The organism is Undibacterium sp. WLHG33, assembly GCF_049544815.1.
Classification (GTDB): Bacteria; Pseudomonadota; Gammaproteobacteria; order Burkholderiales; family Burkholderiaceae_D; genus Undibacterium.
Window position 1 is genome coordinate 1,847,651 of record NZ_CP186697.1, and the last position, 24,575, is coordinate 1,872,225.

16 protein-coding genes are annotated in these 24,575 nt (G+C 51.2%); 12 read left to right on the forward strand and 4 right to left on the reverse strand.

The features are described from left to right. Positions 1-342: 342 nt before the first annotated feature. The 3 genes from ACOTSW_RS08495 to ACOTSW_RS08505 are packed head-to-tail and all read right to left on the reverse strand — an operon-like array spanning position 343 to position 4,711. Positions 343-1,668, reverse strand: coding sequence for a diguanylate cyclase (locus tag ACOTSW_RS08495; protein ID WP_423682162.1), 1,326 nt, complete (start codon positions 1,666-1,668; stop codon positions 343-345). After that, positions 1,665-2,648 carry an ABC transporter substrate-binding protein gene (locus tag ACOTSW_RS08500; protein WP_423682163.1) on the reverse strand — a complete coding sequence of 328 codons (984 nt, stop codon included), beginning with the start codon at positions 2,646-2,648 and terminating at the stop codon, positions 1,665-1,667. The genes ACOTSW_RS08495 and ACOTSW_RS08500 overlap by 4 nt, the downstream gene beginning before the upstream one ends. Before the next feature lie 17 nt (positions 2,649-2,665). Then, entirely contained in the window at positions 2,666-4,711 is a 2,046-nt protein-coding gene (locus ACOTSW_RS08505; protein WP_423682164.1) for a TonB-dependent receptor plug domain-containing protein, read from the reverse strand. 265 nt (positions 4,712-4,976) lie between these two features. Between ACOTSW_RS08505 and dnaE the strand changes: the two genes are divergently transcribed. The 6 genes from dnaE to ACOTSW_RS08535 all read left to right on the forward strand — a co-directional run bounded on the left by dnaE (position 4,977) and on the right by ACOTSW_RS08535 (position 14,629). Further along, positions 4,977-8,495 (forward strand): DNA polymerase III subunit alpha, encoded by a 3,519-nt coding sequence (gene dnaE, locus ACOTSW_RS08510; RefSeq protein WP_423682165.1) that lies wholly within the window; start codon positions 4,977-4,979, stop codon positions 8,493-8,495. Positions 8,496-8,499: 4 nt separating this feature from the next. Beyond that, on the forward strand, positions 8,500-9,849 hold the full coding sequence (locus tag ACOTSW_RS08515) for an O-antigen ligase family protein (protein WP_423682166.1): 1,350 nt from the start codon (positions 8,500-8,502) through the stop codon (positions 9,847-9,849). Between the two features lie 169 nt (positions 9,850-10,018). Next, positions 10,019-11,764, forward strand: a complete 1,746-nt coding sequence (msbA, locus tag ACOTSW_RS08520) for a lipid A export permease/ATP-binding protein MsbA (RefSeq protein ID WP_423682167.1) — start codon at positions 10,019-10,021, stop codon at positions 11,762-11,764. 156 nt (positions 11,765-11,920) lie between these two features. Continuing rightward, entirely contained in the window at positions 11,921-12,976 is a 1,056-nt protein-coding gene (waaF, locus tag ACOTSW_RS08525; protein WP_423682168.1) for a lipopolysaccharide heptosyltransferase II, read from the forward strand. After that, on the forward strand, positions 12,969-13,562 hold the full coding sequence (locus ACOTSW_RS08530; RefSeq protein WP_423682170.1) for a Crp/Fnr family transcriptional regulator: 594 nt from the start codon (positions 12,969-12,971) through the stop codon (positions 13,560-13,562). Before waaF ends, ACOTSW_RS08530 begins: the two co-directional genes overlap by 8 nt. A 107-nt stretch (positions 13,563-13,669) precedes the next feature. Continuing rightward, complete coding sequence (locus ACOTSW_RS08535; RefSeq protein WP_423682172.1) at positions 13,670-14,629, forward strand: DUF808 domain-containing protein; 960 nt, start codon at positions 13,670-13,672, stop codon at positions 14,627-14,629. Between the two features lie 141 nt (positions 14,630-14,770). Here ACOTSW_RS08535 and ACOTSW_RS08540 read toward each other — a convergent pair whose 3' ends face one another. Continuing rightward, entirely contained in the window at positions 14,771-16,651 is a 1,881-nt protein-coding gene (locus tag ACOTSW_RS08540; RefSeq protein ID WP_423682174.1) for a PHA/PHB synthase family protein, read from the reverse strand. A gap of 187 nt (positions 16,652-16,838) precedes the next feature. On the opposite strand from ACOTSW_RS08540, the gene ACOTSW_RS08545 reads away from it, so the two are divergent. The 6 genes from ACOTSW_RS08545 (at position 16,839) to fabI (ending at position 24,574) form a co-directional block, all read left to right on the forward strand. Beyond that, entirely contained in the window at positions 16,839-18,170 is a 1,332-nt protein-coding gene (locus ACOTSW_RS08545) for a TolC family protein (protein WP_423682175.1), read from the forward strand. 119 nt (positions 18,171-18,289) lie between these two features. Next, entirely contained in the window at positions 18,290-19,402 is a 1,113-nt protein-coding gene (locus ACOTSW_RS08550) for an HlyD family secretion protein (RefSeq protein ID WP_423682176.1), read from the forward strand. A gap of 14 nt (positions 19,403-19,416) precedes the next feature. After that, the gene (locus ACOTSW_RS08555; protein ID WP_423682284.1) at positions 19,417-21,429 is read left to right on the forward strand and encodes an ATP-binding cassette domain-containing protein; all 2,013 of its coding nucleotides are present in this window, start codon (positions 19,417-19,419) and stop codon (positions 21,427-21,429) included. After that, complete coding sequence (locus tag ACOTSW_RS08560) at positions 21,426-22,580, forward strand: ABC transporter permease (protein ID WP_423682177.1); 1,155 nt, start codon at positions 21,426-21,428, stop codon at positions 22,578-22,580. The genes ACOTSW_RS08555 and ACOTSW_RS08560 overlap by 4 nt, the downstream gene beginning before the upstream one ends. 17 nt (positions 22,581-22,597) lie before the next feature. After that, positions 22,598-23,755, forward strand: coding sequence for an ABC transporter permease (locus ACOTSW_RS08565; protein ID WP_423682178.1), 1,158 nt, complete (start codon positions 22,598-22,600; stop codon positions 23,753-23,755). Between the two features lie 39 nt (positions 23,756-23,794). Then, positions 23,795-24,574 carry an enoyl-ACP reductase FabI gene (gene fabI, locus ACOTSW_RS08570; RefSeq protein ID WP_423682179.1) on the forward strand — a complete coding sequence of 260 codons (780 nt, stop codon included), beginning with the start codon at positions 23,795-23,797 and terminating at the stop codon, positions 24,572-24,574. The last annotated feature ends 1 nt before the right edge of the window (position 24,575 follow it).

Genomic DNA, 24,575 nt, shown 5'->3' on the forward strand with positions numbered 1-24,575 from the left:
TCTGTGCTCATGAGCGAACATGCGCTTCAGTGCTTCCATAATGGGATAACAAGCATTTTACCGTAGCGCAGCACAGAAAGCGCATTTGTTTGAGGGCGGTTTGTGGTGTGGGTGTTGGCGTTTGGCCTATCAGTTGCCGGGCGCAGAATCCAGTGGTAACGGCAGGGCAGGGATTGACGATAAAACAGCATGCGCAGGTCAGCTTGTTCTATGCGGGATGACGTGGACATAGTACCGGCATTACCCTGATTTAATTTGCTGATTCAGATATCGATGCCGGCGCAGGGCTGAGATCGCTCAGACATTACCGTTGAAAACTGTCTTTGTGCCTCTTTCACACTCTCAGTCTTCTTTGTATTCGACGCGGTTTCTGCCATTGTGTTTGGCGATATACAGGGCGTTATCTGCGCGCCGTATCATTTCTGAGATATTGTCAGGATGGCGGTAAGCGGCAACGCCAAAGCTGGCGGTGCGTTTGCCTATAGTTTCAAATTCGTAGGCTTCGATCGCAGCACGCAGTTCTTCAGCAACCGCAATCGCGTCTTCTGCGGTAGTTTCGCGGAAGATAACGATAAATTCTTCGCCGCCCCAGCGTCCGACCGCATCGCTGCTGCGCACGTTTTTCTGCAGGATTTTGCCGATGCTGATCAGTACCTGATCGCCGACCTGATGTCCGTAGGTGTCGTTGACGGATTTAAACTTATCGACATCAATAATGGTCAGTGCAAAATCGCTGCCATAGCGCTGACTGCGCAGATGTTCTTCCTCAAGTATTGTTTCGAGTTTGAAGCGATTGTATAAGCCCGTCAGGCGGTCAGTATTGGAAAGATATTCGAGATCCTGATTTTTCAGTTCGAGCTGGCGGGTACGTTCACCGACCATTTTTTCCAGATTGGCGTTGATTTCCAGCATTTCATCGTGGCTGCGCTGAATTTCAGACGCCATATTATTGAATCCGTCTTCAAGTTCCTGAATTTCACCACCGGAATTAGCGACGATGCGGGTACTGAAATCGCCTTGTGCCATGCGGTGTACACCATCAATCAGGCGCGACAGCGGGCGTGTCAGATCATTACTCATCCGCAGCGCCAGTACGGATGCAAAAGCAGTACCGATAATGCCGATCAGCAGGCTGACAATCGCAAACAGGTTTTTACTGCGTTGACTGGAGGCGGTACTGAGCTCCAGATACACATACCCCAGCAACTTGGCATTTTCTGATTTTTCTTTCGTCGTGCTGTCAAATAAATCAAACGCGTCGCCTTCGGTATTGCCCTGGTAAATCGGTGCACCGAAAATCAGACTGCCTTTGCCTTTGGAGATACGGCCTTCCATCGCTGCGCGCTGGTGTTCTGCAGTGAGTGCGTCGGGTTTGCCGCTGATAGCGAGAATATGCCTTTCGGTGTCCGTAATAATCACTGCCTGCGAGTCATCTTCTTTCATGATCGCTTGCGCCATTGATTGCAGCACTTCACGGTTACCCGAAAACACGCCGTATTCGCAGGCGGGAGCGAGGTGTCGGGTAATCAGTGCACCGCGTGCCTTCAGCGCGCCATCGATTTCAGTAACACCAACGACAACGATCAGTATCGTTAGCAGAATCATGATGGCCCAGACAGGCACCAGGGCGATAAAGAGGATACGTTTTGAGAGCTGCCAGTTTTTCATTGTGCCAGCTCCGACAATTGCCTGAGATGGCGTTGAATTTCACTCTCAGAATCGATACTGAGGCCCAGCGAGCGTGCTACTTGTGGATTCGTATTGACGGAAAAATAGCGCGGGTATTGCGGCGCGGGCAGGCTGCTGGCAGAGGATAAATTGCTGATGATTTCTGCCACCTGCTGTCCGATCTGGGCTGGAGAGCTATAGACCGCCGCGAGTGCGCCTGCCTTGACGTAGGATGCGGAGAAACCGAATAAAGGCACTTGCTGACGATAACTGGTCAATAAAATGCTGGAGATATTATTGCGGTTGTAGATCTGCGTATCAGGTACCGCGAGTATCACGTTGCTGCTGCTCAGGAGCCGGCGCAGGGCATTCAGTAAGTCGGCATCATCGTTGACGGTTTCAATATTCAAGGTCACATCGGCTTCTTTTGCGGCGCTCTGCAGGCTAGCAATATGTTCGCTGGATTCTTTGCCCAGCAGTATGCCGACTTTCGGCTTTGTCGGCATTGTCGTGCGTATCAGCCGCAATTGGCGCGTCCACGACTGATCCATATACACGGCTGAGAAACGCCGGTGATCCTGGCTGCGGTTGTATTGCTTTGCCGTCTTGATGAAAGTCGCACGCGGTACCAATACGTTCAATACTGCATTGCTGGCGGGTTTTTGTGCCATCGCCACCATCGCCGGCGTGCCGACGGCGATCACCAGCTGGTTGTTATTGGTACGGGTGAAGTCGTCATTTGCGACATTTTTCAGCGAAACTAATTTGACGGAGGTTTTATTCGCTGGCTGCAGAAGACTGTTGAAATGACTGGCAAATTCTTCGTAGGCTCCGCCTTCATCACTGAGGACGACGGTGATGCTCTCGAGTGTGTATGCCGATGCGCTCATGCCGGAAAATAGCATGAGCGCTGCTCCGAACAGGCCGACCAGCCATGTACGTCGCCAGTCGGCGCTGACCAGAAGGTGCCAGAATCTCATGATGTAATAAGCATGATTCAAAAATCGACCTTCAGTTTCAGTCTGGTTAAGCGTCCTGGAAATTCATTATCGTGGCGATATTCAAAATAATGCGCATTGGCAATGTTTTGTATGATCAGTGCGAGTTCGGCCTGATTGCCGCCCATTTTAAACTGGTAGGCAAGGCGTCCGTCGAAGCGGCGATTGCCGTCGACGTAATAGCCGCGATTCATAACAGGATTGTAATCAGTCGCATTGAATTTGGTTTTTGCTACCTGATAGGCGACCAGACTGCCTTGCCATTGCTCATTGAATTTATGACTGAGCAACAGGCTATGGTTGTATTTAGGTAAAGAGTCGCTGTAAATCACGCCATTCACATCGTCACTTTTGACGGTGCCGCCGGATAAACCATACACAATGCGGGTTGATTCGCCTATCGGCGCTTTGACTTGTAATTCATAGCCACGCATTAATGCACGACCCGCATTTAAATTACCGCTGGCGGCTGATTTTTCTTTACGGACATCTATCAACTCGCTGTAATCATCATAAAAAATACGGAAATCGACATCCGCTCTGGCGATTTTCCCCATATAACCAATTTCTGTAGATTTGACGCGTTCCGTTTGCAGCGGTGGCAGATTAGGGTACATATCGGCACCGCGCCAGTAACCTTCGTACACCTTTTCATACACAGATGGTGAGCGGGTTGCACGTGAATGACTGATTCTGAATGTGTGTTCAGGAGTGGCATGCCAGTTCAGCGCAATCCGCGGAGTGACATCGCTGCCGGTATAGGTATTGCGTTCTGCCATTGCGCCTGCGTTCAAGACCAGATCAGGAGAAAAGCGCCACTCCAGATTGCCGAACAATCTTTGCAGATGATAGGGAAAATCGCCGTAAAGATACTGGTTGTCGCCGACACCAAGGTAATACGGCGCATATGTGTTGTCGTAACGGATACTGCCACCCCAGACCAGGCGGGCATTCTTGAAGGGCGAGAAGGTATGTTGCGCCTCCAGATCGAAACGGCTGAATCTCGCATCACCATCGCTGATGCCATCAGAGTCCTGCAACTTTGCGTTGACTCTTTCCTGGGTGTGAAACGCTTTCACAGATAACTCACCACCAGATTCCAGGGCACGACGCCAGTAAAGCATTTCAAAATGATTTTCAGCTTGCCGGGTAAGAGCTGAGACGTTTTTATATTCGCCGACTTCACGCGGGCCACCATTGTAGCCAAACTGAAACTCCAGCGTGTCGCTGGCGTTGAGCTGATAATCGGTACGCAGATTGAAAATTTGGATTGTCTTGTTATCGTATTTATTCAGCGTCCAGTATTTATCCTGCGAGGTCGGATGCTGGATGAAGGTATTTTCTCCGTCGTCCTTACGCATACTTGCTGTCAGGCGATAGCTGAGGTCACCACTTTTTGCACTGTAACGGAACACTCCCTCAGAGCGGCTGTCGCCATAAGAGAGTGAGACCGATGCGCCGCGCGACTCTGCTGCGTGCTGGGTGATGATGTTGATGACACCAAGATAAGAATTGGCACCATAACTGGCTGAATCCGGGCCGCGTATAACTTCTATGCGTTCAATATCTGCGAGAACAATGGGCACATCGCTCCAGTTGACCCCGCCGAACAGCCCGGAGTACACCGAGCGGCCATCAATCAGTACCTGCATGCGGTCGGAAGTGGTGGTTGTCACCATACCATGATAGGCAACCGTACTGTCTGCGGAGAAATAAGGATCGGCATGATAAGCGACATACATGCCGGGAACCAGACGGAAGATTTCAGACAGATCCCAGGCGCCGGAATCCTTGATCATTTGCTTATCAATGACGGTGACCGCCGCTGGCGCTTCATTAATAGGTTGAGATAAGCGCGAGGCAGATAAAACCACGGGAATATCATCGAGAAAAATCGATTCGCCCCGTTCAGCCGATTCTCCGACAACTGCCGCGTGTGCACTCAGATAAGGAAGAGATAACAAAGCAGCAAACAAATGTCTGTATGTGCAGCGTGATCTGTGATGCAAAAATACAGCATCCGACTTGCTAAAAACGGTAGGCAAAATAAGCTCCAGAAGACATCAGTACTTGATTTGAGCTTATCACAGCACTTACACGCAGATGTCGTGCCGATGCAACTTTGCTGCTTATCTGCCGTGGTTTTTTCATAAAACGGAACAGAGAATTTTCTTAAAAGCAAAATTTTTTGTTTCTTCGGCAAAAGTATGGCTGAACAGAGGTGTTTTCATTATCAGTACATGTCGTCTTATCCATATTTGTCGTGCGTAAATTTGATGTGCCGCAGTAGGCTCGCGGTAGAATAGCGGGATGACTACAGAATTAACACTTTCTCCAGAAGCGAACGCTCAAGCAACATCCGCTGCGCCGTCCGATCCAAAATTTATTCATTTGCGCATCCACTCTGAATATTCGATTGTGGATGGTCTGGTACGTATTGATGACGTGATTAAGGCCGCAGCCAAAGACATGCAGCCAGCAATGGCGATTACCGATCTGGCAAACTTATTTGCCATGGTTAAATTTTATAAGGCGGCCCGGGGCAAAGGGATTAAACCGATTGCCGGCTGCGATGCCTGGATTACCAATGAGACAGACCGTGACAAGCCGACACGTCTGATGTTGCTGGTCAAAAATCGCAAAGGTTATTTGCAACTGTGCGAACTGTTAGCACAGGCGTGGCTGACGAATCAGCATAAAGGACGGGCAGAGATCCGCTTTGAGTGGCTGCAGAAATTACATGAGCAAGACGAGGGCGGCGGGCTGATTGCTTTGTCCGGCGCGCATTTTGGCGATGTCGGTGTGGCCATTGATAATGGCAATCTGGCATTGGCAGAAGAGCATGCGCGCCGTTGGGAAAGTATTTTTCCTGACCATTTCTACATAGAAATTCAACGCGCAGGTCAGCCCAACATGGAAAATCATGTGCGGCATGCGGTGGCGCTGGCAAAAAAATTACGTCTGCCGGTGGTGGCGACGCATCCCGTGCAGTTCCTGAGTAAAGACGACTACATGGCGCACGAAGCGCGTGTCTGTATCGCAGAAGGCGACATGCTGGCAAATGGTAAGCGTGTGCGCCGTTTCAATGATCAGCAATGTTTCAAGACGCAGGCGGAAATGCAGGCATTGTTTGCGGACATGCCTGCCGTTTTACAAAATTCGGTAGAAATTGCCAAGCGCTGCAATCTGACGTTGGAACTCGGTAAGCCAAAGTTGCCTGATTTTCCTACCCCGGATGGTATGGATATCAACGACTTTCTGATCCATGAAGCGAAGCGCGGGCTGGAATTCCGGCTACAGCATTTATTTCCGGATGAGGCAAAACGTGAGAGAGAGCGGCCACGCTATGAAGCGCGTCTCAAATTTGAAACCGATACCATCATCAAGATGGGTTTCCCCGGTTACTTCCTGATTGTTGCCGACTTTATTCAATGGGCAAAAAACAATGGTGTGCCTGTTGGGCCGGGTCGTGGTTCCGGTGCCGGTTCGCTGGTGGCGTATTCGCTGCTGATTACCGACCTTGATCCTTTGCAATATAACTTGCTGTTCGAGCGTTTCTTAAATCCTGAGCGGGTATCGATGCCCGACTTTGATATTGACTTCTGTCAGGAAGGTCGTGACCGCGTGATTCAGTATGTGAAAGACCGCTATGGTAAAGAGGCGGTATCACAGATTGCGACCTTCGGAACGATGGCGGCGAAAGGTGCGATCCGCGACGTCGGGCGCGTACTGGATTTCGGCTATATGTTTTGCGATGGCGTATCGAAACTGATTCCGTTCAAACCGGGTAAGCAGGTCACGATTGCGGAGGCAATCATAGAGGAACCTTTGCTGGCAGAGCGCCAGGAAAATGAAGAGGAAGTCAAAACCCTGCTCGATCTGGCACAACAGGTCGAAGGCATCACGCGTAATATCGGTATGCATGCCGGTGGTGTGCTGATCGCGCCGGGCAAGTTGACCGATTTCTGTCCGCTGTACACGCAAGGCGGCGATTCGGGAGTGGTGTCGCAATACGACAAAGATGATGTCGAAGCTGTCGGTCTGGTGAAGTTCGACTTTTTGGGTTTGACGACATTAACGATACTTGATCGTGCTGTACGTTATATCAAGATGCTCGACCCGGCGATGGCGGAGTTTGACCTTGCCAAACTGCCGCTTGATGATCGCGCGTCCTACGAGTTGCTGACCAAAGCCAAAACAGTCGCTGTCTTCCAGCTTGAAAGTCGCGGCATGCAGGGCATGTTGAAAGATGCGCGTCCCGATCGTTTTGAAGACATTATCGCGCTGGTGGCGTTGTATCGTCCGGGGCCTATGGATCTGATTCCCGATTTCTGTAAGCGTAAGCACGGTGAAAAGTTTGATTATCCTGATCCGCGTACGGAGGGCATTTTGTCCGAAACCTACGGCATTATGGTGTATCAGGAACAGGTGATGCAGATGGCGCAGGTGGTCGGTGGCTACTCACTGGGCGGGGCGGATTTACTGCGCCGTGCGATGGGTAAGAAAAAGGCCGAGGAAATGGCCGAACATCGCAAAATCTTCCGCGAGGGTGCCGGTAAGAATGGCCTGAGCGAAGAAAAAGCCGACGAAATTTTCGATCTGATGGAGAAGTTTGCAGGTTACGGCTTTAACAAATCCCATGCTGCTGCGTACGCGCTGCTGTCGTATTACACCGCCTACCTGAAAGCCCATCATCCCGCCGCGTTTATGGCAGCCAATATGTCGCTGGCCATGGATGATACGGACAAAGTCAAGATTCTGGTTGAGGACGCGATCGATATCTGCAAGCTGAAAATGCTGCCGCCGGATATCAATTTGTCAGACTACCGGTTCGTGCCGGTCAGTGAACCCGGTAAAAAAGCGACGCAGATACGTTACGGTATGGGCGCTGTCAAAGGCTCCGGCCAGAACGCGATAGAAAACATCATGGCAGTGCGCGAAGCCGGCGGCCCGTTCAAAGATTTGTTTGATTTCTGTAAGCGGGTCGATAAGCGGCAGGTTAATCGCCGCACGATAGAATCGCTGATTCGCGCCGGTGCGATGGATTGCCTGGGCAAAGACCGTGCAGTGTTATTAGCGACGGTATCACTGGCGATAGAGGCAGCGGATCAGGCTGAGGCTGCGGCAAATCAGGTCAGCCTGTTCGGTGACGATGATGATCTGATCCCGCCACCGGAATATATTGAGGTTCCGGCCTGGACGGACAAGAAACGGTTGACCGAAGAAAAACTGGCGCTGGGTTTTTATTTATCTGGTCATTTGTTTGATTCGTATGCGCCGGAAGTGCGTCAGTTCATCAAGACGACGTTAGCGAAAGTAGAGCCTTCGCGTGACTTGCGCCTGATTTGCGGCATCATTACCGGCGTACGCACGCAGATGACGCAGCGTGGCAAGCTGCTGATCGTGACGCTGGATGACAGTACGGCTGTGGTCGAAGTCACCGTTTATAGCGAGATCATGGAAGAGTTCAAATCCTTGTTTAAGGAAGATGAATTTCTGGCGGTATTGGGCAAAGTCTCGGAAGACCGTTTCTCCGGTGGTCTGCGGATTTCTGCAGAAAAAGTCATGGACATCGGTCGCGCACGGGTGCAGTTTTCTCAAGGCTTACGTCTGACCTTGCAAGCCAGTACCGATACCAAAAAACTGCAGGAATTGTTGAAGCCGCATCTGAACGCGGATGGTTGTCCGGTGTTGATCAGTTATCAGAACGCTGAGGCGAGTGCCGAATTGTATTTATCCGATCAGTGGCGCGTGAATCCTGACGATCATTTACGTCTGAGTCTGGGCGAATGGTTGTCTCCGAAAAATGTCACGATCGAATACGCCTGATTTCATGCCGACTCATATCCTCGCTATTACTGATACGCCTGCAGCATATCGGAGTACCTCGCCGGAAAAAAATTGGCGTCAGAAACTACCTGAGCAGATACTGATGTGTCTGCCGCTGACTTTGTTTTTCCCGGTCGGTGTGATGTATGCAGGTATCCTCTTTTTTTATCTCGCTGCGATCGCGTCAGGCGATGGCGTCAGGAAACTGGATAATATCCGGCAAAACCCCATGTTGATGCCGGTGCTGCTGCTGACGGCAGTCAGTGTCGTCATCGCGCTGACGCAACAGCGACCGCCTGAGATGGAAAAAGAGTTCTGGCCCGGGCTGATGCATTACCAGACCTATCTGTTGCTGCTGCCGTTTCTGGCGCTTGATGCGGGAGAGTGGCAGCGCAAAGCAGTCTCGGTTTTTTTTGCCGGTGCCGTGATGGCTTCGACCTTATTCGTTGCGAATTTCTTTCATTTCTTGCCGGATAACACGCTGTTCCACAGTTATGTTTTGTATCAGGGGAATAAAGCCATTTTGCTCGGCGTCTTGTTAGCGATCGCGGCGGGCTGGATGCTGCATGAACTGCGTTTGCGACAGAATCATTATCTGTTGCGCATTCTGGCGTTGTTGTACGTGGTGGCGGCATTGGTGTTGCTGTCAAAGACGCGTACCGCGAGCCTGATGTTTTTCCTGATGGCCGGGATGATTTTATTACGCAATCTGCGATGGAATTTACGCAGCCTGTTGTTACCGTTGGTATTGTTGATCACCATCGCAGCTTGCTTGAAATATGTCGCAGACTTACCTCGTCCGGCGAATTGCGTTGTGAGTCAGGTGCAACTGCAGCCGTGGGATATTGCGAAATTACGCGCCGTTTGCACAATACAACAAGTGAACGATTTTGCTCATGGAAAAAAAGCGGCGGATGATGACGGCATGCGTGCTGAGATTTACAGAATTACGGCTGGCATGATTGAGGAAAAACCGTGGAGTGGGCATGGCATTGCATCGTGGATGCCGAATTACCGGCAGCGTTCACAAGGTTTGAGCAGCAACGGCATGACGACACCGCATAATGACTACTTGCTGTATGCAACAGAGTTAGGTATGGCGGGCGTTGCGGCCTTGTTGTGGATCTGGTTCAGTCAGTTCAGAATCGCCAGAAGAATGGCGCTCAGTAAGGATAAGTCAATCAAAGACAAAGCCATGCTGCTGAGCATGTTAACCTTGGCGATGATCACAGGGGCGATGTTCAATGCGATTTTGCGCGATGCGGTGTTCGGTCTGGCCTTCATGATTTTGCTGGCGATTCCACTTGCCGGTTTGCGTCAGAATATGCTCAGAGATAAAGCAAATCAGGCCTGAAGCAATTGGTGCCGGTTGCGTTGTGGCGATAGGCTTGAATGCACAAGGTGTGCTGGAACAGTTTTGATTGGGAATATTTCAGAATGAAAAAGAAATCCCATATATCTGCTGCGCCTGACAGGTCAAAAATGCCTGAAGACCCGCATAAAATATAAGACATTATAAAAATATGAGTTTGATTAATAAAGAAACGATCACAGTATTTCAGCGGCTATGGATATCGGTACAGGCATATCGCTCGCGGATTTTGCTGGCATTGCTGACGATGCTGGGCACCGCGGCGACCGAAGTCATGTTTCCGAAAGTGCTGGGTTATCTGCTCGATCACGGCTTTAAAGGTGAACAATCGCATATGGCTTTATGGAAAATTCCGGTCGCGATTATCGGTATTTTTCTGGTGCGCGGCTTGTGTACCTTTACGACCAGCTATCTGATGAGCTGGATTTCCACCAAATTGCTGAACGAATTACGTGCCAAAATTTTTGATCGTATACTGAACGTGCCGGTCAGTTTTTATCAGGCAGAATCCAGTAGTCGCATCATCAACACCATCATGTTTGAAGCGCAACAGATTGTGGAAATGCTGAAGGTATCGATGACAACCCTGTTCCGCGATTCGCTGACGGTACTGGTATTGCTGCTGGCCTTATTGTGGCGCAACTGGCAACTGACGATCGTCGCGTTGGTGCTGATACCGGTGATGGCGGTGCTGGTGCGCGGCGTCAGCAAGCGCTTGCGTAAGCTGAATCAGAATCAGCTGAATGTGAATAATGAACTGACGCAAGTGATAGAAGAGGCGTCGCGCGCGAATCAGGTAATCCGCATTTTTGGCGGTCAGCAATATGAGCAGCAGCGTTTTGAAGAGAAAAATGAAAAACTCCGTGGCTATGCGATGCGAACCACGGTGGCGGTGGCATCCACCACGCCGCTGACGCAGCTGGCAGCCGCTTTTGCAGTTGCTGTGGTGATTATGATCGCGGTGTCGCAGGCAGCAGCAAATCAGACCACGGCCGGTAATTTTGCGGAATTCTTTACCCTGATGCTGTTGTTGCTGACGCCACTCAAACGTCTGGCGGATTTGAATGGTCCCATGCAGCGCGGGCTTGCCGCATCTGAATCGGTGTTTGGTCTGATTGATACTCCACCGGAAACAGACAGTGGTGAAAACCTGACGGCGCGCGCGCAAGGAAAACTGGAATTCGTGGCGACCAGTTTTGCTTATCCCGGACAAGAACAGCGCGCCTTGAACGATATCAACCTCAGCATACAACCGGGCGAAACCATTGCGCTGGTTGGCATGTCGGGCGGTGGCAAGACTTCGCTCGTGAATCTGGTGCCGCGTTTTTATACGCCTGTGAGTGGCGACATTTTGCTGGATGGACGTTCACTGAGCGCAATCTCGCTCACCAGCCTGCGCCAGCAAATAGCGATGGTGAGTCAGAATGTGGTGCTGTTCGATGATACTGTCGCTGCCAATATTGCGTATGGTGACCCGCAGCCTGATCCGGCGCGCATTGCTGCTGCGGTGCAGGCGGCGCATCTGAGTGATGTCGTGCGTGATTTGCCGGATGGCTTGAATACCACTATCGGTGATAACGGCAATCGCTTATCCGGCGGTCAGCGTCAGCGTCTCGCAATTGCCCGGGCAATCTATAAAGATGCGCCTATCCTGATTCTTGATGAAGCGACTTCTGCACTTGACAGTGAATCAGAGCGTGCTGTACAGGAAGCTCTGGATGAACTGATGCAAGGGCGGACGACGCTGGTGATCGCGCACCGTTTGTCGACGATAGAACGTGCCAGTCGGATTGTGGTTCTGGTGGACGGACAGATTGCTGAAACAGGTACGCATACAGAACTGTTGACCAGAGACGGCGTGTATGCAAACCTGTATCGTTTGCAATTTGCTGATTAAATCAGACAAGGCTTGATATAAAACGCATACCGGCTTGATGAGCTTGCATGCAGCTGGCATCAGTTTTGCGTCATTGTGATGACATATTAGGTACTATGCCGTAAAACATTTTTTGAATCCGGACGATGGGCTCTTTTTCATGGAACAAGTAGCACGATGATGCAATCAGTTTCACCACCAACGCCGCGATTACTGGTGATCGCTCCGAACTGGATAGGTGATGCAGTAATGGCGCAGCCATTGTTGCAACTACTCCGGCAACAATACCCCTTGCATGCAATCGATGTGCTGGCACCGACATGGGTGGCGCCCGTACTGCGCGCCATGCCTGAGGTTGCCACGATCTTGGAAACGCCGTTTAAACATGGCGCATTGCAGTTACGTGAGCGATGGCGCTTTGCCCGCTTATTGCGCAGTCGTGGCTATGATGCTGCCTACGTGTTACCAAATACCCTGAAATTTGCGCTGCTGCCGTGGATGGCAGGAATCAAAAAACGCGTCGGTTACAAAGGTGAAAGCCGTTACGGTCTGATTAATGTGATGCACTTTGACGATAAAGCGCATCCGCGTCCCATGGTAAGGTTTTATGCGGCGCTGGCTTTTGCGCCTTCGCTGCAGTTGCCGCTGAATCTGCCCAGACCGACGCTGACAGTCAGTACCGCGCAACGCGCGGCGGCATTACAGAAGGCCGGTTTATCCGGGGAATACCCTGTGATCTGTTTTGCTCCCGGCGCAGAATTCGGTCCTGCGAAAAGATGGCCAGCCAGCCATTTTTCTGCATTGGCCAACATGGTACTGTCCAGCTGTCCGCAGGCACAGGTAGTACTACTGGGATCGCCGAAAGATGCGCCGGTCTGCGATGAAATACAGGCGGCTTGTCCGCAGGTTCATCATCTGGCAGGAAAAACCTGCCTTGATGATGCAGTGGCCCTGATGTCAACCGCGATCGCGATGGTGGGAAATGATTCGGGACTTTTACATATCGCCTCGGCACTGAATCGCCCGGCATTGGCTATTTACGGGCCGACAGATCCTGATCATGCGCCACCGTTTTCAGATATTGCACACTCTTTTTCCCTGCGTCTAAAATGCGCGCCGTGCAAACAGCGTGAATGTCCACTGGCGCATCACGATTGCATGCAAAAATTAAGCCCTGATATGGTCTGGCCGCCTTTGCAGGCGATTATGAAGGCGGCATTTGAGCGTGGTTAAGGAATTGGGCGAGATGCAGCAAATCAAGGATTTACTCGAACGTGCCGCTGGCAGTACATTGCCGGACTGGGAGGTATTACGTTCATCGTATCAGTTACGTCAGTTCAGTAAAGGCGAAAACATTTTTGGTGCCGGCGAATGGCAACCTTATGTCTATGTCGTCCGTTCCGGCATCGTGAAACTGACTTATCTGAGTGAAGGCGGGCAGGAGTGGATTAAATCATTTATCGGTGAGGCAGATTTTTTTGCCTGCCCGAATGTACTGCTCGCTGGTTTGCGTACGGATTACTTTGCGACGGCGGTTGAGCGTTGCGAGATCGAGCAAGTCGATTATTCCGAAATCAATAAGCTGATCGCACTGCACCCGGACTGGCAACGGGCGGTGCGTCAGTTACTGGAATGGCACATTGTGCGTAAAGAACAGCGCGAGCGTGAACTGTTGACGATGAATCCTGAAGAGCGTTATCAGTCTTTTTTAAAAAGCTATCCTGCGATTGCTTCGCGCATACAGCTGCGAGATGTTGCCCATTATCTGGGCGTGACGCCGGAGGCGCTGAGCCGTATCCGTAAGCGCATACAAACCTGACGTCATTACTGAGGATACTCGGACTGCCAGTGAAAGATTTTTCATGGCAATTGATTGATTCCCATACTTCTGTGGTGATTTGAATTCATTTTTAGAGGACAGGCAATATGGCCGGAGGAAGTTTACTCGCACTGTTTGATGATATCGCCACAGTGCTGGACGATGTCGCGGCGATGACTAAAATTGCTGCGAAAAAGACGACCGGCGTTCTGGGCGATGATCTAGCCCTGAATGCAGAGCAGGTGGCGGGCGTGCGCGCGAATCGTGAACTGCCCGTCGTATGGGCGGTTGCACTGGGTTCTATGAAAAACAAAGTGATACTGGTGCCGCTGGCTTTGTTACTGAATGCACTCGCACCGTGGGCGGTAACGCCTTTGTTAATGCTGGGCGGCGCCTATTTATGTTTTGAGGGATTTGAGAAGCTGGCGCATAAGTATCTGCACAGCTCAGAAGAAGTCAGCAATCAGCAGGAACAGTTACTGGCGGCGGTGGCCCATGATGAAGCAAGTATCATGGCGTTTGAAAAAGAAAAAATCAAAGGCGCAGTCCGTACGGATTTCGTGCTGAGTGCCGAAATCATCATCATTACGCTGGGGACAGTGGCATCTGCTCCGTTTGCATCGCAGTTGACAGTACTGGCGATGATCGCTGTGATCATGACTATCGGTGTTTATGGTCTGGTTGCTGCGATCGTGAAACTGGATGATGTGGGTCTGTATCTGAAACGAAGAAATGTGACCGGTATTGTCAAAGGTTTGTTCAGCGTGACGGGTAATGGCTTGCTGGCATTTGCACCCCGGCTGATGAAATCTTTGACGGTGATCGGCACTGTCGCTATGTTCATGGTGGGTGGCGGCATCCTCACACATGGTATTCATGTGGTGCACGATCTGATACAGAATGTCGCACAAGCCAGCGCAGATCTGCCACTGATAGGCGGCGTGACAGTGGCTATTGCGCCATCTTTGCTGGATATGCTGTTTGGCGTCGTTGCCGGTGGACTGGTTTTAACGCTTGTGAACTTCGCTGAGAAGATCAGAAATAAGTTCAGACGGCATGCCGCCTGAGCACGTGAGCAGGCTGACTGTTAATGCTTGAAATAAGGTGTGGATAGAAAAAAAGAGACAGATTTTACCTGTCTCTCTTTTTATTCAGGTTTTACGGATTGATCCGGACTGATCTGACATCTGACGATCACGCCATCCTGTTCAGGTTTCAAAAATATATTGCCCCGGAGCGTCACCGAGATCAGGATTATGGCGTGGCTGCGAGGCTTTGATTTGTGTTGCTGATGAATGTCTGACCAGCCATTGCTGCCAGTACGTCCACCACGAACCCTGTTCTGTCTGCGCTTCCTTCAGCCAGACATTCGGATCTTCATAACTGGCTCCGTGTCCCTTGCTTGGTAAAAATTGATAACTGCGATGAGCATGACCCGGCTCTGAAACAATACCTGCATTATGTCCGCCGGACGCCAGGACGAAGTCTATGCTGGTATCGGTCAGGACATGAATTTTGTAGACCGAACGCCAGGGTGACACATGGTCTTTTACCGTTCCTACGACAAACATCGGTATTTGTATGTCTCGTAGTGCCACCGCATGTTGATGGACTTCGTAATGGCCTTTTGCGAGGTCATTATGCAGGAATAGATGTTTTAAATATTCGCTGTGCATACGGTAGGGCATACGGGTTGTATCAGCATTCCATGACATCAGATCATTCGGCTTATTGCGCAGCCCGAGCTGATAGTCGCGCATGATTTTTGACCATATCAGATCGCGGGAATTCAGTAACTGGAAAGAACCAGCCATTTGTTTACCATCGAGATAGCCTTGCTTCCACATCAGGGCGTCCAGCATGGCTAACTGGCTTTCATCGATAAATAATCCGAGTTCACCGGGTTCGCTGAAATCGGTCTGCGCAGCGAGCAAAGTGATGCTGCTGACCATGGTGGCGTGCGGCTTTTCACCGTGCATTTTTTGTCCTGCCAGTGCCGCAGCACCAATCGCCAGCAAGGTACCGCCGAGGCAGTAGCCGACTGCGTGCAGTGGTTTTTTGGAAATAGCGTGAACTTCTCTCAATGCAGTAAATAAGCCACTGTCGAGATAATCATCCATACCGAGATCGCGGTCTTCACGCCCCGGGTTACGCCAGGAAATCATGAAGACGGTATGACCCTGCTCAACCAGAAAGCGCACCATGGAATTATGTGGTGACAGATCCAGAATGTAATATTTCATGATCCAGGAGGGAACAATGAAAATGGGTTCTGCATAAACCTTTGGCGTTTGCGGAGAATACTGTATCAGTTCAATCAGGTGATTGCGGAAAACCACTTTACCCGGCGTGACGGCAACGTCCCGCCCGGGTTTAAACGGAGCCTGCTCCTCATCATTATCTTTGTACTCACCGGACGGCAGATTGATGCCGACATCTTCAAGCCAGTGCATGAAACCTGACAGGATATTTTTTCCACCGCTTTGCTGGCTTGCCTCTATGACTTCAGGATTCGCCCAGGGAATATTGGATGGTGATGCCATATCCAGAAACTGTCTAGCCATGAAATTGACGATATCTTCATGATGTGCAGTGACGCCGCGTATGCCGGTAGTCGCGGTGTTCCAGAAATCCTGCGTCTGCAGAAAGGCTTTTGACATCGCATTGAAAGGCCACTGGGTCCAGCCAGCATGAGAGAACCGGGTGTCGGACGTACTCGCCGGTGTAGCATACGTCGGAGTCTCCGTTGTTCCAGTCGTTGCCGCTGCAGTTGTTGCAGTTGCTGCGTTATGATTGAGCACAGTGGTGCGTATGAATGCGGGCCATTCGGCAGCTTGCTTTTGCAGCAGACCGACTAATTCCATCTGTTTGCCCGGTGTCGCTGCCAGATGCATGGCCCAGTCAGCCCACGCCAGATTGACGCTCGCTGGAGAGATTCCACCGGTCAGTTTCGCAATGTGATTTTGCAGTGCCATGTCCATGGGATTAACCGGCGCTTCTTCTCCGGTCAGATAACAAATCTGATCGTGATGCTCTTTCTTTGCTGGCGGGGATGTTATCTTATCCTGGGAGGGTTTATTTGTACTCATCTGACTTTCCTTTAGCGGTAGTTCTGATTGTCACAAACTTCAAACAAAGGGGAATTGATGCAAATCAATTTGATTGTGCACTATTATCAATATACTGCGATGACTATTGTCTGGTGCTAATATGAAACATTCTCTTTTCCATCTTCAATTTTTGCCATTATGCACTTGTCCGGCAAACCAGGGCAGAGTGAAAAAGAGCCTTTATTCGTTAAAAAAACAGTGGCTGACCGTCAGTTTAGTCTGCCTGCAATGGCTGGCGCTGAGCAGTCCGACCTGTGCGGCGGAATCGCTGGAGCAGGCATGGGATATTGCTCTCAAGCGTGATCATGTGCTGGCTTCTGCACAATACAAAGAACAGGCAGCACAACATCAGCTCAGCTCTGCGCAGGCGAATTACCTGCCTAAGCTTGCAGTCGAGGCGGGGTATTTAAGAACAGAATTTGAGCCTGCCGCCAAAATTAATATCCCTGCTTTGCCAATGCTGAAAGGCGCCAGTCTGCCGTTTGCACAAGATTCCGCCTATTTTGGCGGTGTAACGGTGTCCGCACCGCTGTATACCAGCGGTAAAATTTCATCCGGGGTGGCTGCGGCACAGGCGCAGGCCGAGGCCAGCGAAGCCCGGACCAAGCTGACCCGCAGTGAATTAAAACTGGCAATCGCGCAGTCGTATATCGCCGTGCTGCGGGCCGAACACGCGAACGAGGTTGCGAAAAGCCATATCAGCGCGGTGAGCAAGCATGTCAGCGATGTGCAGGAATTGTTCCAGCAAGGCTACGTGGCTAAACATGATTTACTGGCTTCTCAGGTTGCCCTTGCAAATGCGCAGCAACTCGGCTTACAGGCAGCGAATGCACTGGAACTGTCGCGTGCCGCGTACAACCGCTGGATGGGGCGTCCATACGATCAGACCGTGGAGTTGGTCGACATAGGCCTGGCAGGTCAGGCACCGGCTGAAAGTGATCTGAATACCTTATTGCAGACCGCCAATACTCAGCGTAAAGAATTGCAGGAACTGACGATGCAAAGTACTGCTTTGCAAAATCAGGCTGCCAGTGTGCGTGCCGGGCATTTGCCGCAAATCGGTGTCAGCGCCGGCTATAGCAAACTTGAAAATCGTTATCTGGCCGAAGATAAAGCCTGGTGGGTTGGCGTCGTCATGAAATGGGAATTGTTTGACGGCGGGCTGATCAGGAATCAGGCGTCACAACTTGCGGTCAATGCGCAGGCCGTGCGCGAAGCAGAACTCGATGTCCGGGAAAAGATCGCCTTGCAGGTGCGTCAGTCCTGGTTGTCTCAGCAAGAGGCGAACGCCCGCATGCAACTGGTGTCAAAAGCGGTTGAACAGGCCGATGAAACCTTATTGTTGGCGCGGGAACGTTATCGCTCCGGCCTTGCGCCGAACAGTGATGTGCTGGATGCGGAAACGCGTCGTTTGCAGGCTTACTCGAACCGGGATAATGCCTTGTACGACAGAGCCTTTGCGCGTCTGCAATTGCAGCATGCCGCCGGACAGCTTTGATATGAATACGCTTCAGTCGTCGTTCATTCAGGTCCTGATTGCGAGCAGTCGCCGCGCACTACAAGCGCACTCAGGCTCGTCTCTGCCTTGCGCCCCCCTTTATCAATGTGAGAATACAGATGGAAAAAAATCGTAAGTTGATCGGCCCGGCATTGCTGGGTGTTGCCGCCATCGTGATTGGCGTTGGATTTTTTTATTATCTTGCCAGCAGCCGGAAACTACCTGAAGGGCTGATCGCCGCCAGCGGCCGTATCGAAGGTGATCGTATCGTCGCTGCCGCTAAGTACCCCGGCCGTATCAGCAAAATATTCGCCAGAGAAGGGGACACCGTGGCGGCTGGTACGGTGGTCGCTCAGCTGGAAGACACCAGTTTTCAGGCGAAGGCCGAACAGGCAAGGCAGGCGCTGAATGCCACTGATGCGCAATTGAAAGCGGCACAAGCAAATTTGGATATTGCGCAGCGTGAAGTGCCGATGGGCGTCAGTGTTGCTGATGCCGGCGTCAGTCAGGCACAGGCGGTGCTTGCTAAGGCCAGCGCTGTTGAACAGCAGGCACGGCGCGATGCGCAGAGACACAAAGAACTGTTTGAGCGCGGTGTCATAGAACGTCATCGCTACGAGCAGGCTGATCTCGCATGGCAGGTCGCGCAATCGGATGTGAAAGCGGCTCAGGAAGCAGTAAGACGTGCGCAACAAGGTTTATCTCAGGCCGGGCTCGGAACAGATAAAGTCAAAGCCAGACAACAGGAAGTGGAAGCCTTGCGGGCGCAACGCGACAGAGCGGCCGCCGCTGTGACGGAAGCCGATTCTGTGCTCGGTGATTTGCTGATCAAGTCACCTGCAAGTGGCATCGTCCTGACGCGTCTGCGGGAGCCGGGCGAAGTAGTGTTACCAGGCGGTGCAGTCGTGGAAATGGTCAATCTGGATCAGTTGCATTTAAAAGTTTATGTGCCTGAATCAAAAATCGGTCAGTTGCGCCTGGGCTTACCAGTACGTATCTATACCGACGCGCAACCTGATCAGTTTTATGAGGCGACCGTCAGTTATATTTCATCGCGCGCTGAGTTCACTCCTAAAGAAGTGCAGACGACGGATGAGCGCGTGAAACTGGTGTATGCGGTCAAACTCGCGATTGCAAAAAATCCTGAACATAAGCTGATGCCGGGTATTCCAGCCGATGCAGTTATACGCTGGAAAGAGAACGTCACCTGGCAAAAGCCACGCTGGAAATGAATTTGTCTGTGCTAATGAAATCTGATCAGCAGCCAGACGCGGATAGTGCTCCTGCATCTTCTGCATCGTCCGCACCAGTGGTGGATGCGCGCGAACTCGCTAAACGCTATGGTGATACCGTTGCCTTGGATGGCATCAGTCTGCAGGTGCAGGCCGGTGAAATTTACGGTTTGATCGGGCCGGATGGTGCGGGTAAAAGTAGTTTGCTCAAAGCCGTGGCAGGTGTGCTTGCCCATGATGGCGGCGACTTACGGGTATTCGGCTGCCTGATCAATTCTGAAAAATCCAGTGAGCAGATTAAAGACCGCATCGGTCTGATGCCGCAAGGGCTGGGACAGAATTTATATGGCGATTTATCCGTAGAAGAAAATATTGATTACTTTGGCGGCTTGCGTTTACTGAGCCGTGAAGAGCTGCGTACGCGCAAGGAAGCCTTGTTACGCAGCACCCGGCTTGAGCGTTTCCGTGACCGTCCGATGAAGAATCTTTCCGGTGGCATGAAACAAAAGCTGGGTCTGGTCTGTACCCTGATCCACGAGCCGAAACTGGTCATTCTGGATGAGCCGACGACGGGCGTTGACCCGGTGTCCCGACGGGAATTCTGGAGCATTCTCTCCCGGCTGCTGAAGGAAAAAGGAATTACCGCGCTGGTATCAACGGCGTACATGGATGAAGCCAGTCGTTTTCATCGCGTCTCTTTGATGCATGCAGGGAAAATTCTGGCTTCAGGAGAGCCGGAAAAAATCAGAACGCTCGCGCAAGGCGCTATTGTCAGCAGTGTCTGTGCTGATGCCTCGCAGCAGGTGGATGCGGTACATCGTCTGACGCAGACGTTCCCGCAGCTGGAAGTGCTTGGGCAAGATATGCGGATTTTTGTCGATCAGCCAGATCCTGCGTCAGCAAAAGCGGAAGTCGTGTCTTGTCTGCAAGGCATACCGCAGCAGCGGACCGAGGTGCTTGAGCCCGAACTGGAAGATGTGTTTATCGCCTTGCTGAGAAAAAAAGAGCTGGTCGGCAAAGATGAAAAAAGTAACGCAGTACAACCTGCGGCACAACGGCATCCAGATAATGGTCTGGCGATAGAAGCAGTGAATCTGAGTCGGACTTTTGGTGACTTTAAAGCCGTTGATCAGGTCAGTTTTCAGGTGCCGCAAGGCGAAATTTTCGGTTTGCTGGGCGCGAATGGCGCTGGAAAAAGTACCGTCATCAAAATGCTGACTGGAATCCTGAGTCAGACCGATGGCAAGGGGCGGGTCGCTGGTGCTGACATGCGCACTGCCGGGCGCCAGATACGCGAACGTATTGGTTATATGTCGCAGGCATTTTCCCTGTATCTGGATTTATCAGTACTCGAAAACATACGCTTATATGCCGGCATCTATGGTCTGACACGGCAACAAACAGCTGCGCGTATGGATTGGATACTCGACATGGCTGGTTTGCGCCCCTTCGGTAAAGCACTGGCTGCCAGTCTGCCTATGGGCTTGCGGCAACGACTGGCGCTGGGATGCGCGCTGATACACCGGCCACAAGTGCTGTTTCTGGATGAGCCAACGTCGGGTGTGGATCCTATGGGACGACGGGCATTCTGGGATGTGCTGTTCCGTCTTTCGCGCGAAGAGAACGTAACTATTCTGGTCACGACGCATTACATGTCGGAAGCCGAGCATTGTGATCATCTGGCGCTGATGTATGCAGGTCGTATCGTTGCGGATGCTTCCCCCGATGAGTTAAAAGCCGATGTCGAAAAAGAAGCGGGAAAACTTTATGAAATTCACACCGGCGATGCGCAGGCAGCCTTGGATCGTTTGCAGGCCGCAGGTTACTCAAGTGCTGCTTTGTTTGGGTCACGAGTCCATGTACTGATGCCTGACGATGAGCAGGCTTTGCGTCAGATGACGGAAGTGATTGCAGATACCGGCGTGCTGAAAGTAGCACCGAAACGTCTGGCGATGGAAGATGTGTTCGTGCATATCGTGACGCGTCTTGAAGCGGAAGATGCGAAAGCCAGAGGAGAAAAAAAATGAATCTGCGCCGTATCCGGGTTGTCGCATATAAAGAGTGGCGCGAAATCGTTCGTGACAGGCTATTTTTTGCGCTGGCATTTTTTGTACCGTCTTTGCTGATGCTCTTGTTTGGTTATGGCCTGTCGCTGGATGTGGAAAATATTCCGCTGGCGATAGTCGATTACGATCAGTCTATCACTTCGCGTGACTATGCACATCGTTTTACAGATTCCCGTTATTTCTCCTTTCAGGGGTATGCCAGACATGAGAAAGAGGTGGAAAAGCTGGTGATCGATAATACCTTGCGGGCAGTGATTGTGATTCCGCCGCAGTTCGGACAAAACCTGAAAGCCGGGCGTTCAGCAGAAGTTCAGACCTGGATAGACGGGACGTTTCCGTTTCGCGCTTTGACCACCAAAGGCTATGTGACGGCGATCAACGCGGCGATTAATGTGGAAAACTTATCGGCACATTTTTCCGCGATGACGGGTATCAGTCAGGAAAAGATACGCAGCAGTTTGCAACCAGTCAAATTGGAAACACGTTACCTTTACAATCAGGAGGTTAAAAGTATCTGGTCGGTTGCGCCGAAATTAATCATGGTGATCCTGATGTTATCACCGCCATTTCTGACCGCGCTGGGGGTGGTCAGGGAAAAAGAATCCGGCGCGATCTATAACGTGTATTCCTCGACCTTGTCGCGCGGCGAATATCTGATCGGTAAATTGCTGCCGTATGTCGGTATTTCTATCGTCAATGCCTTTGCACTGAGCGGATTTGCGCTGCTGTTATTTGGTGCGCCGTTTAAAGGTGATCCGCTGTTTTTCCTTATCTCCACGATACTGTATGTGATCTGCACAACAGGTATCGGTTTGCTGGTATCGGTGATGGTGAATACGCAGGTAGCAGCGATGGTGGGAACAGCGATAGTGACCGTGGTACCGGCGGTGCTGTATTCGGGAATGATTATTCCTATCCCATCGTTATCGGCCATTGCTGCGGTGATTGCACATCTTTTACCCGGTATGTATTACGCCGAAATTACGATAGGCAGTTTTCTGAAAGGCGTTGGTTTTGCCGCGTTGTGGATGGATTTGCTGATACTGACTCTCTATGCGGCCGCCTTATTTACTGCCGGATTTCTGGCGTTTCACAAACGTCCGGATAATTGAGTAACGAGGAAACTGACATGCTATTTCTGTTTGACCGGGTCTGGTGGAGCCGTTTGCAGGCGATGATCTGGAAAGAGTTATTACAACTCTTACGTGATCCTGTATTGCTGGTGTTTGTGCTGTATGCATTCTCGGCGGATATTTATAACGCGGCTTCCGGCGTTTCGTTTCAGTTGAATAATGCGGCATTGGTGTTGTTTGATCTTGATCGCAGCGCTGCATCACGCGAACTCGCCGGACGCTTTATGCCGCCGGAGTTTCGCTGGGCAGGATCGATCGATCATGCAAAGCAAGGACAGCAGTTGCTTGATGATGGCAAGGCGATGGCTGTGCTCGATATTCCTCCGGGTTTCGGCGCAGCGCTGACGCGCGGTGATAACACTTCTGTGCAATTGCAGATTGATGCGTCGAATTCTGTGCTGGGTTTTTTAGCTGCTGTTGATGCGACCCAGATTGTGGCCCGCTACGGGCTGGAGCAGGCGGCAGGCAATCTTGGTTTCAGTGCTGATTTATCCGCGCTGGATGCGCCGGTGATCAACAATAACAGCCGGGTCTGGTTTAATCCGAATCAGAACGACGCCTGGTTCATGGGTATTTCAGAATTGCTCAACGTGGTGACCTTATTTTCTATGCTGCTACCGGCAGCGGCGATGGTCAGGGAAAAAGAACGCGGAACGATAGAGCAATTGCTTGTCTCACCGTTGTCACCTTTGCAGATTATGATTCCAAAAATTGTGGCGATGGTGGCGGTCTTACTGGGCGGAACAGCACTGGGGTTGTTTGGCATTTTAGTCCCGATCTTTTCTATTCCGGTCAGCGGTAGCCTGCTGTTATTTTTTGCGTTAACCACTCTGTATGTCAGCACGCTGGCGGGCATAGGAATCTGGATTGCAACGCTGACGAACAATATGGCGCAGGCCGGTATGATGGTGATCCTGATACTGGCACCGATGATGTTTTTATCCGGAGCCTGGACGCCGCCCGAAGCGATGCCGACGCTGATGCGCTGGGGAATGTATGTGTCGCCGCTGTATTACTACATCAATGCCAGTTATGGCATTTTGATGAAAGGGGCTGGCATCAACATATTGTGGCCTTTGTTTGCAGGCATTCTTGTCATCGGTTATATTGTCAGCGGTGCGACCATATTACGTTTCAAAAAACAGTTTGGTTAGAACGTATTTGAAGACTTGTGAATAAGAACAGGAATGACGATGATAAATACAGGCGGTAGTTTTTCACTGGCAGGAAAGCGGGGCTTGGTTATCGGCCTCGCCAACGAACACAGTATTGCTTATGGTTGCGCGGCGGTGTTAAAAAAATTGGGTGCCTCGCTGGTTGTCTCCTGTGTCAATGAGAAAGCTCAGACGTTCGTTGCACCTCTGGCGGCAGAGCTGGATGCGCCGCTGATAGTCTGTAATGTTGAGCAGGATGATGCGCTCGAATCTCTTGTAAATGCCAGCGTGAGCCATCTCGGACAAATCGATTTTCTTATCCATTCCATTGCCTGGGCACCGAAAGAAGATTTGCACGGCAGGGTGATCGACAGTTCTGCGACCGGCTTTTTGCAGGCCATGAATATTTCCTGTCACTCTTTCGCCCGCGTGGCGCGTTTATGTGAACCGCATTTAAGCCAGAGTGCGAGCCTGATCACGATGAGTTATCTGGGCGCAGATGAAGCCGTTCCTAACTACGGGCTGATGGGGCCGGTCAAAGCAGCGCTGGAATCGCTGGTACGATATCTGGCGATGGAATTGGGGCAGAACGGTCACCGTGTTCATGCAATGTCACCCGGTCCGGTACCGACCCGTGCCGCATCAGGATTGCAGGATTTTGATGCACTGATGTCCAAAGCTGTGGCACGTTCCCCGTTGCGGCGTTTGGTGAGTCTGGATGAAATCGGGCAGCTTGCCGCATTTCTGGTCAGTGATGCCTCTTCAGGAATGACAGGGCAGACACTGTATGTCGATGCTGGTTATCATATTGTAAATTGAT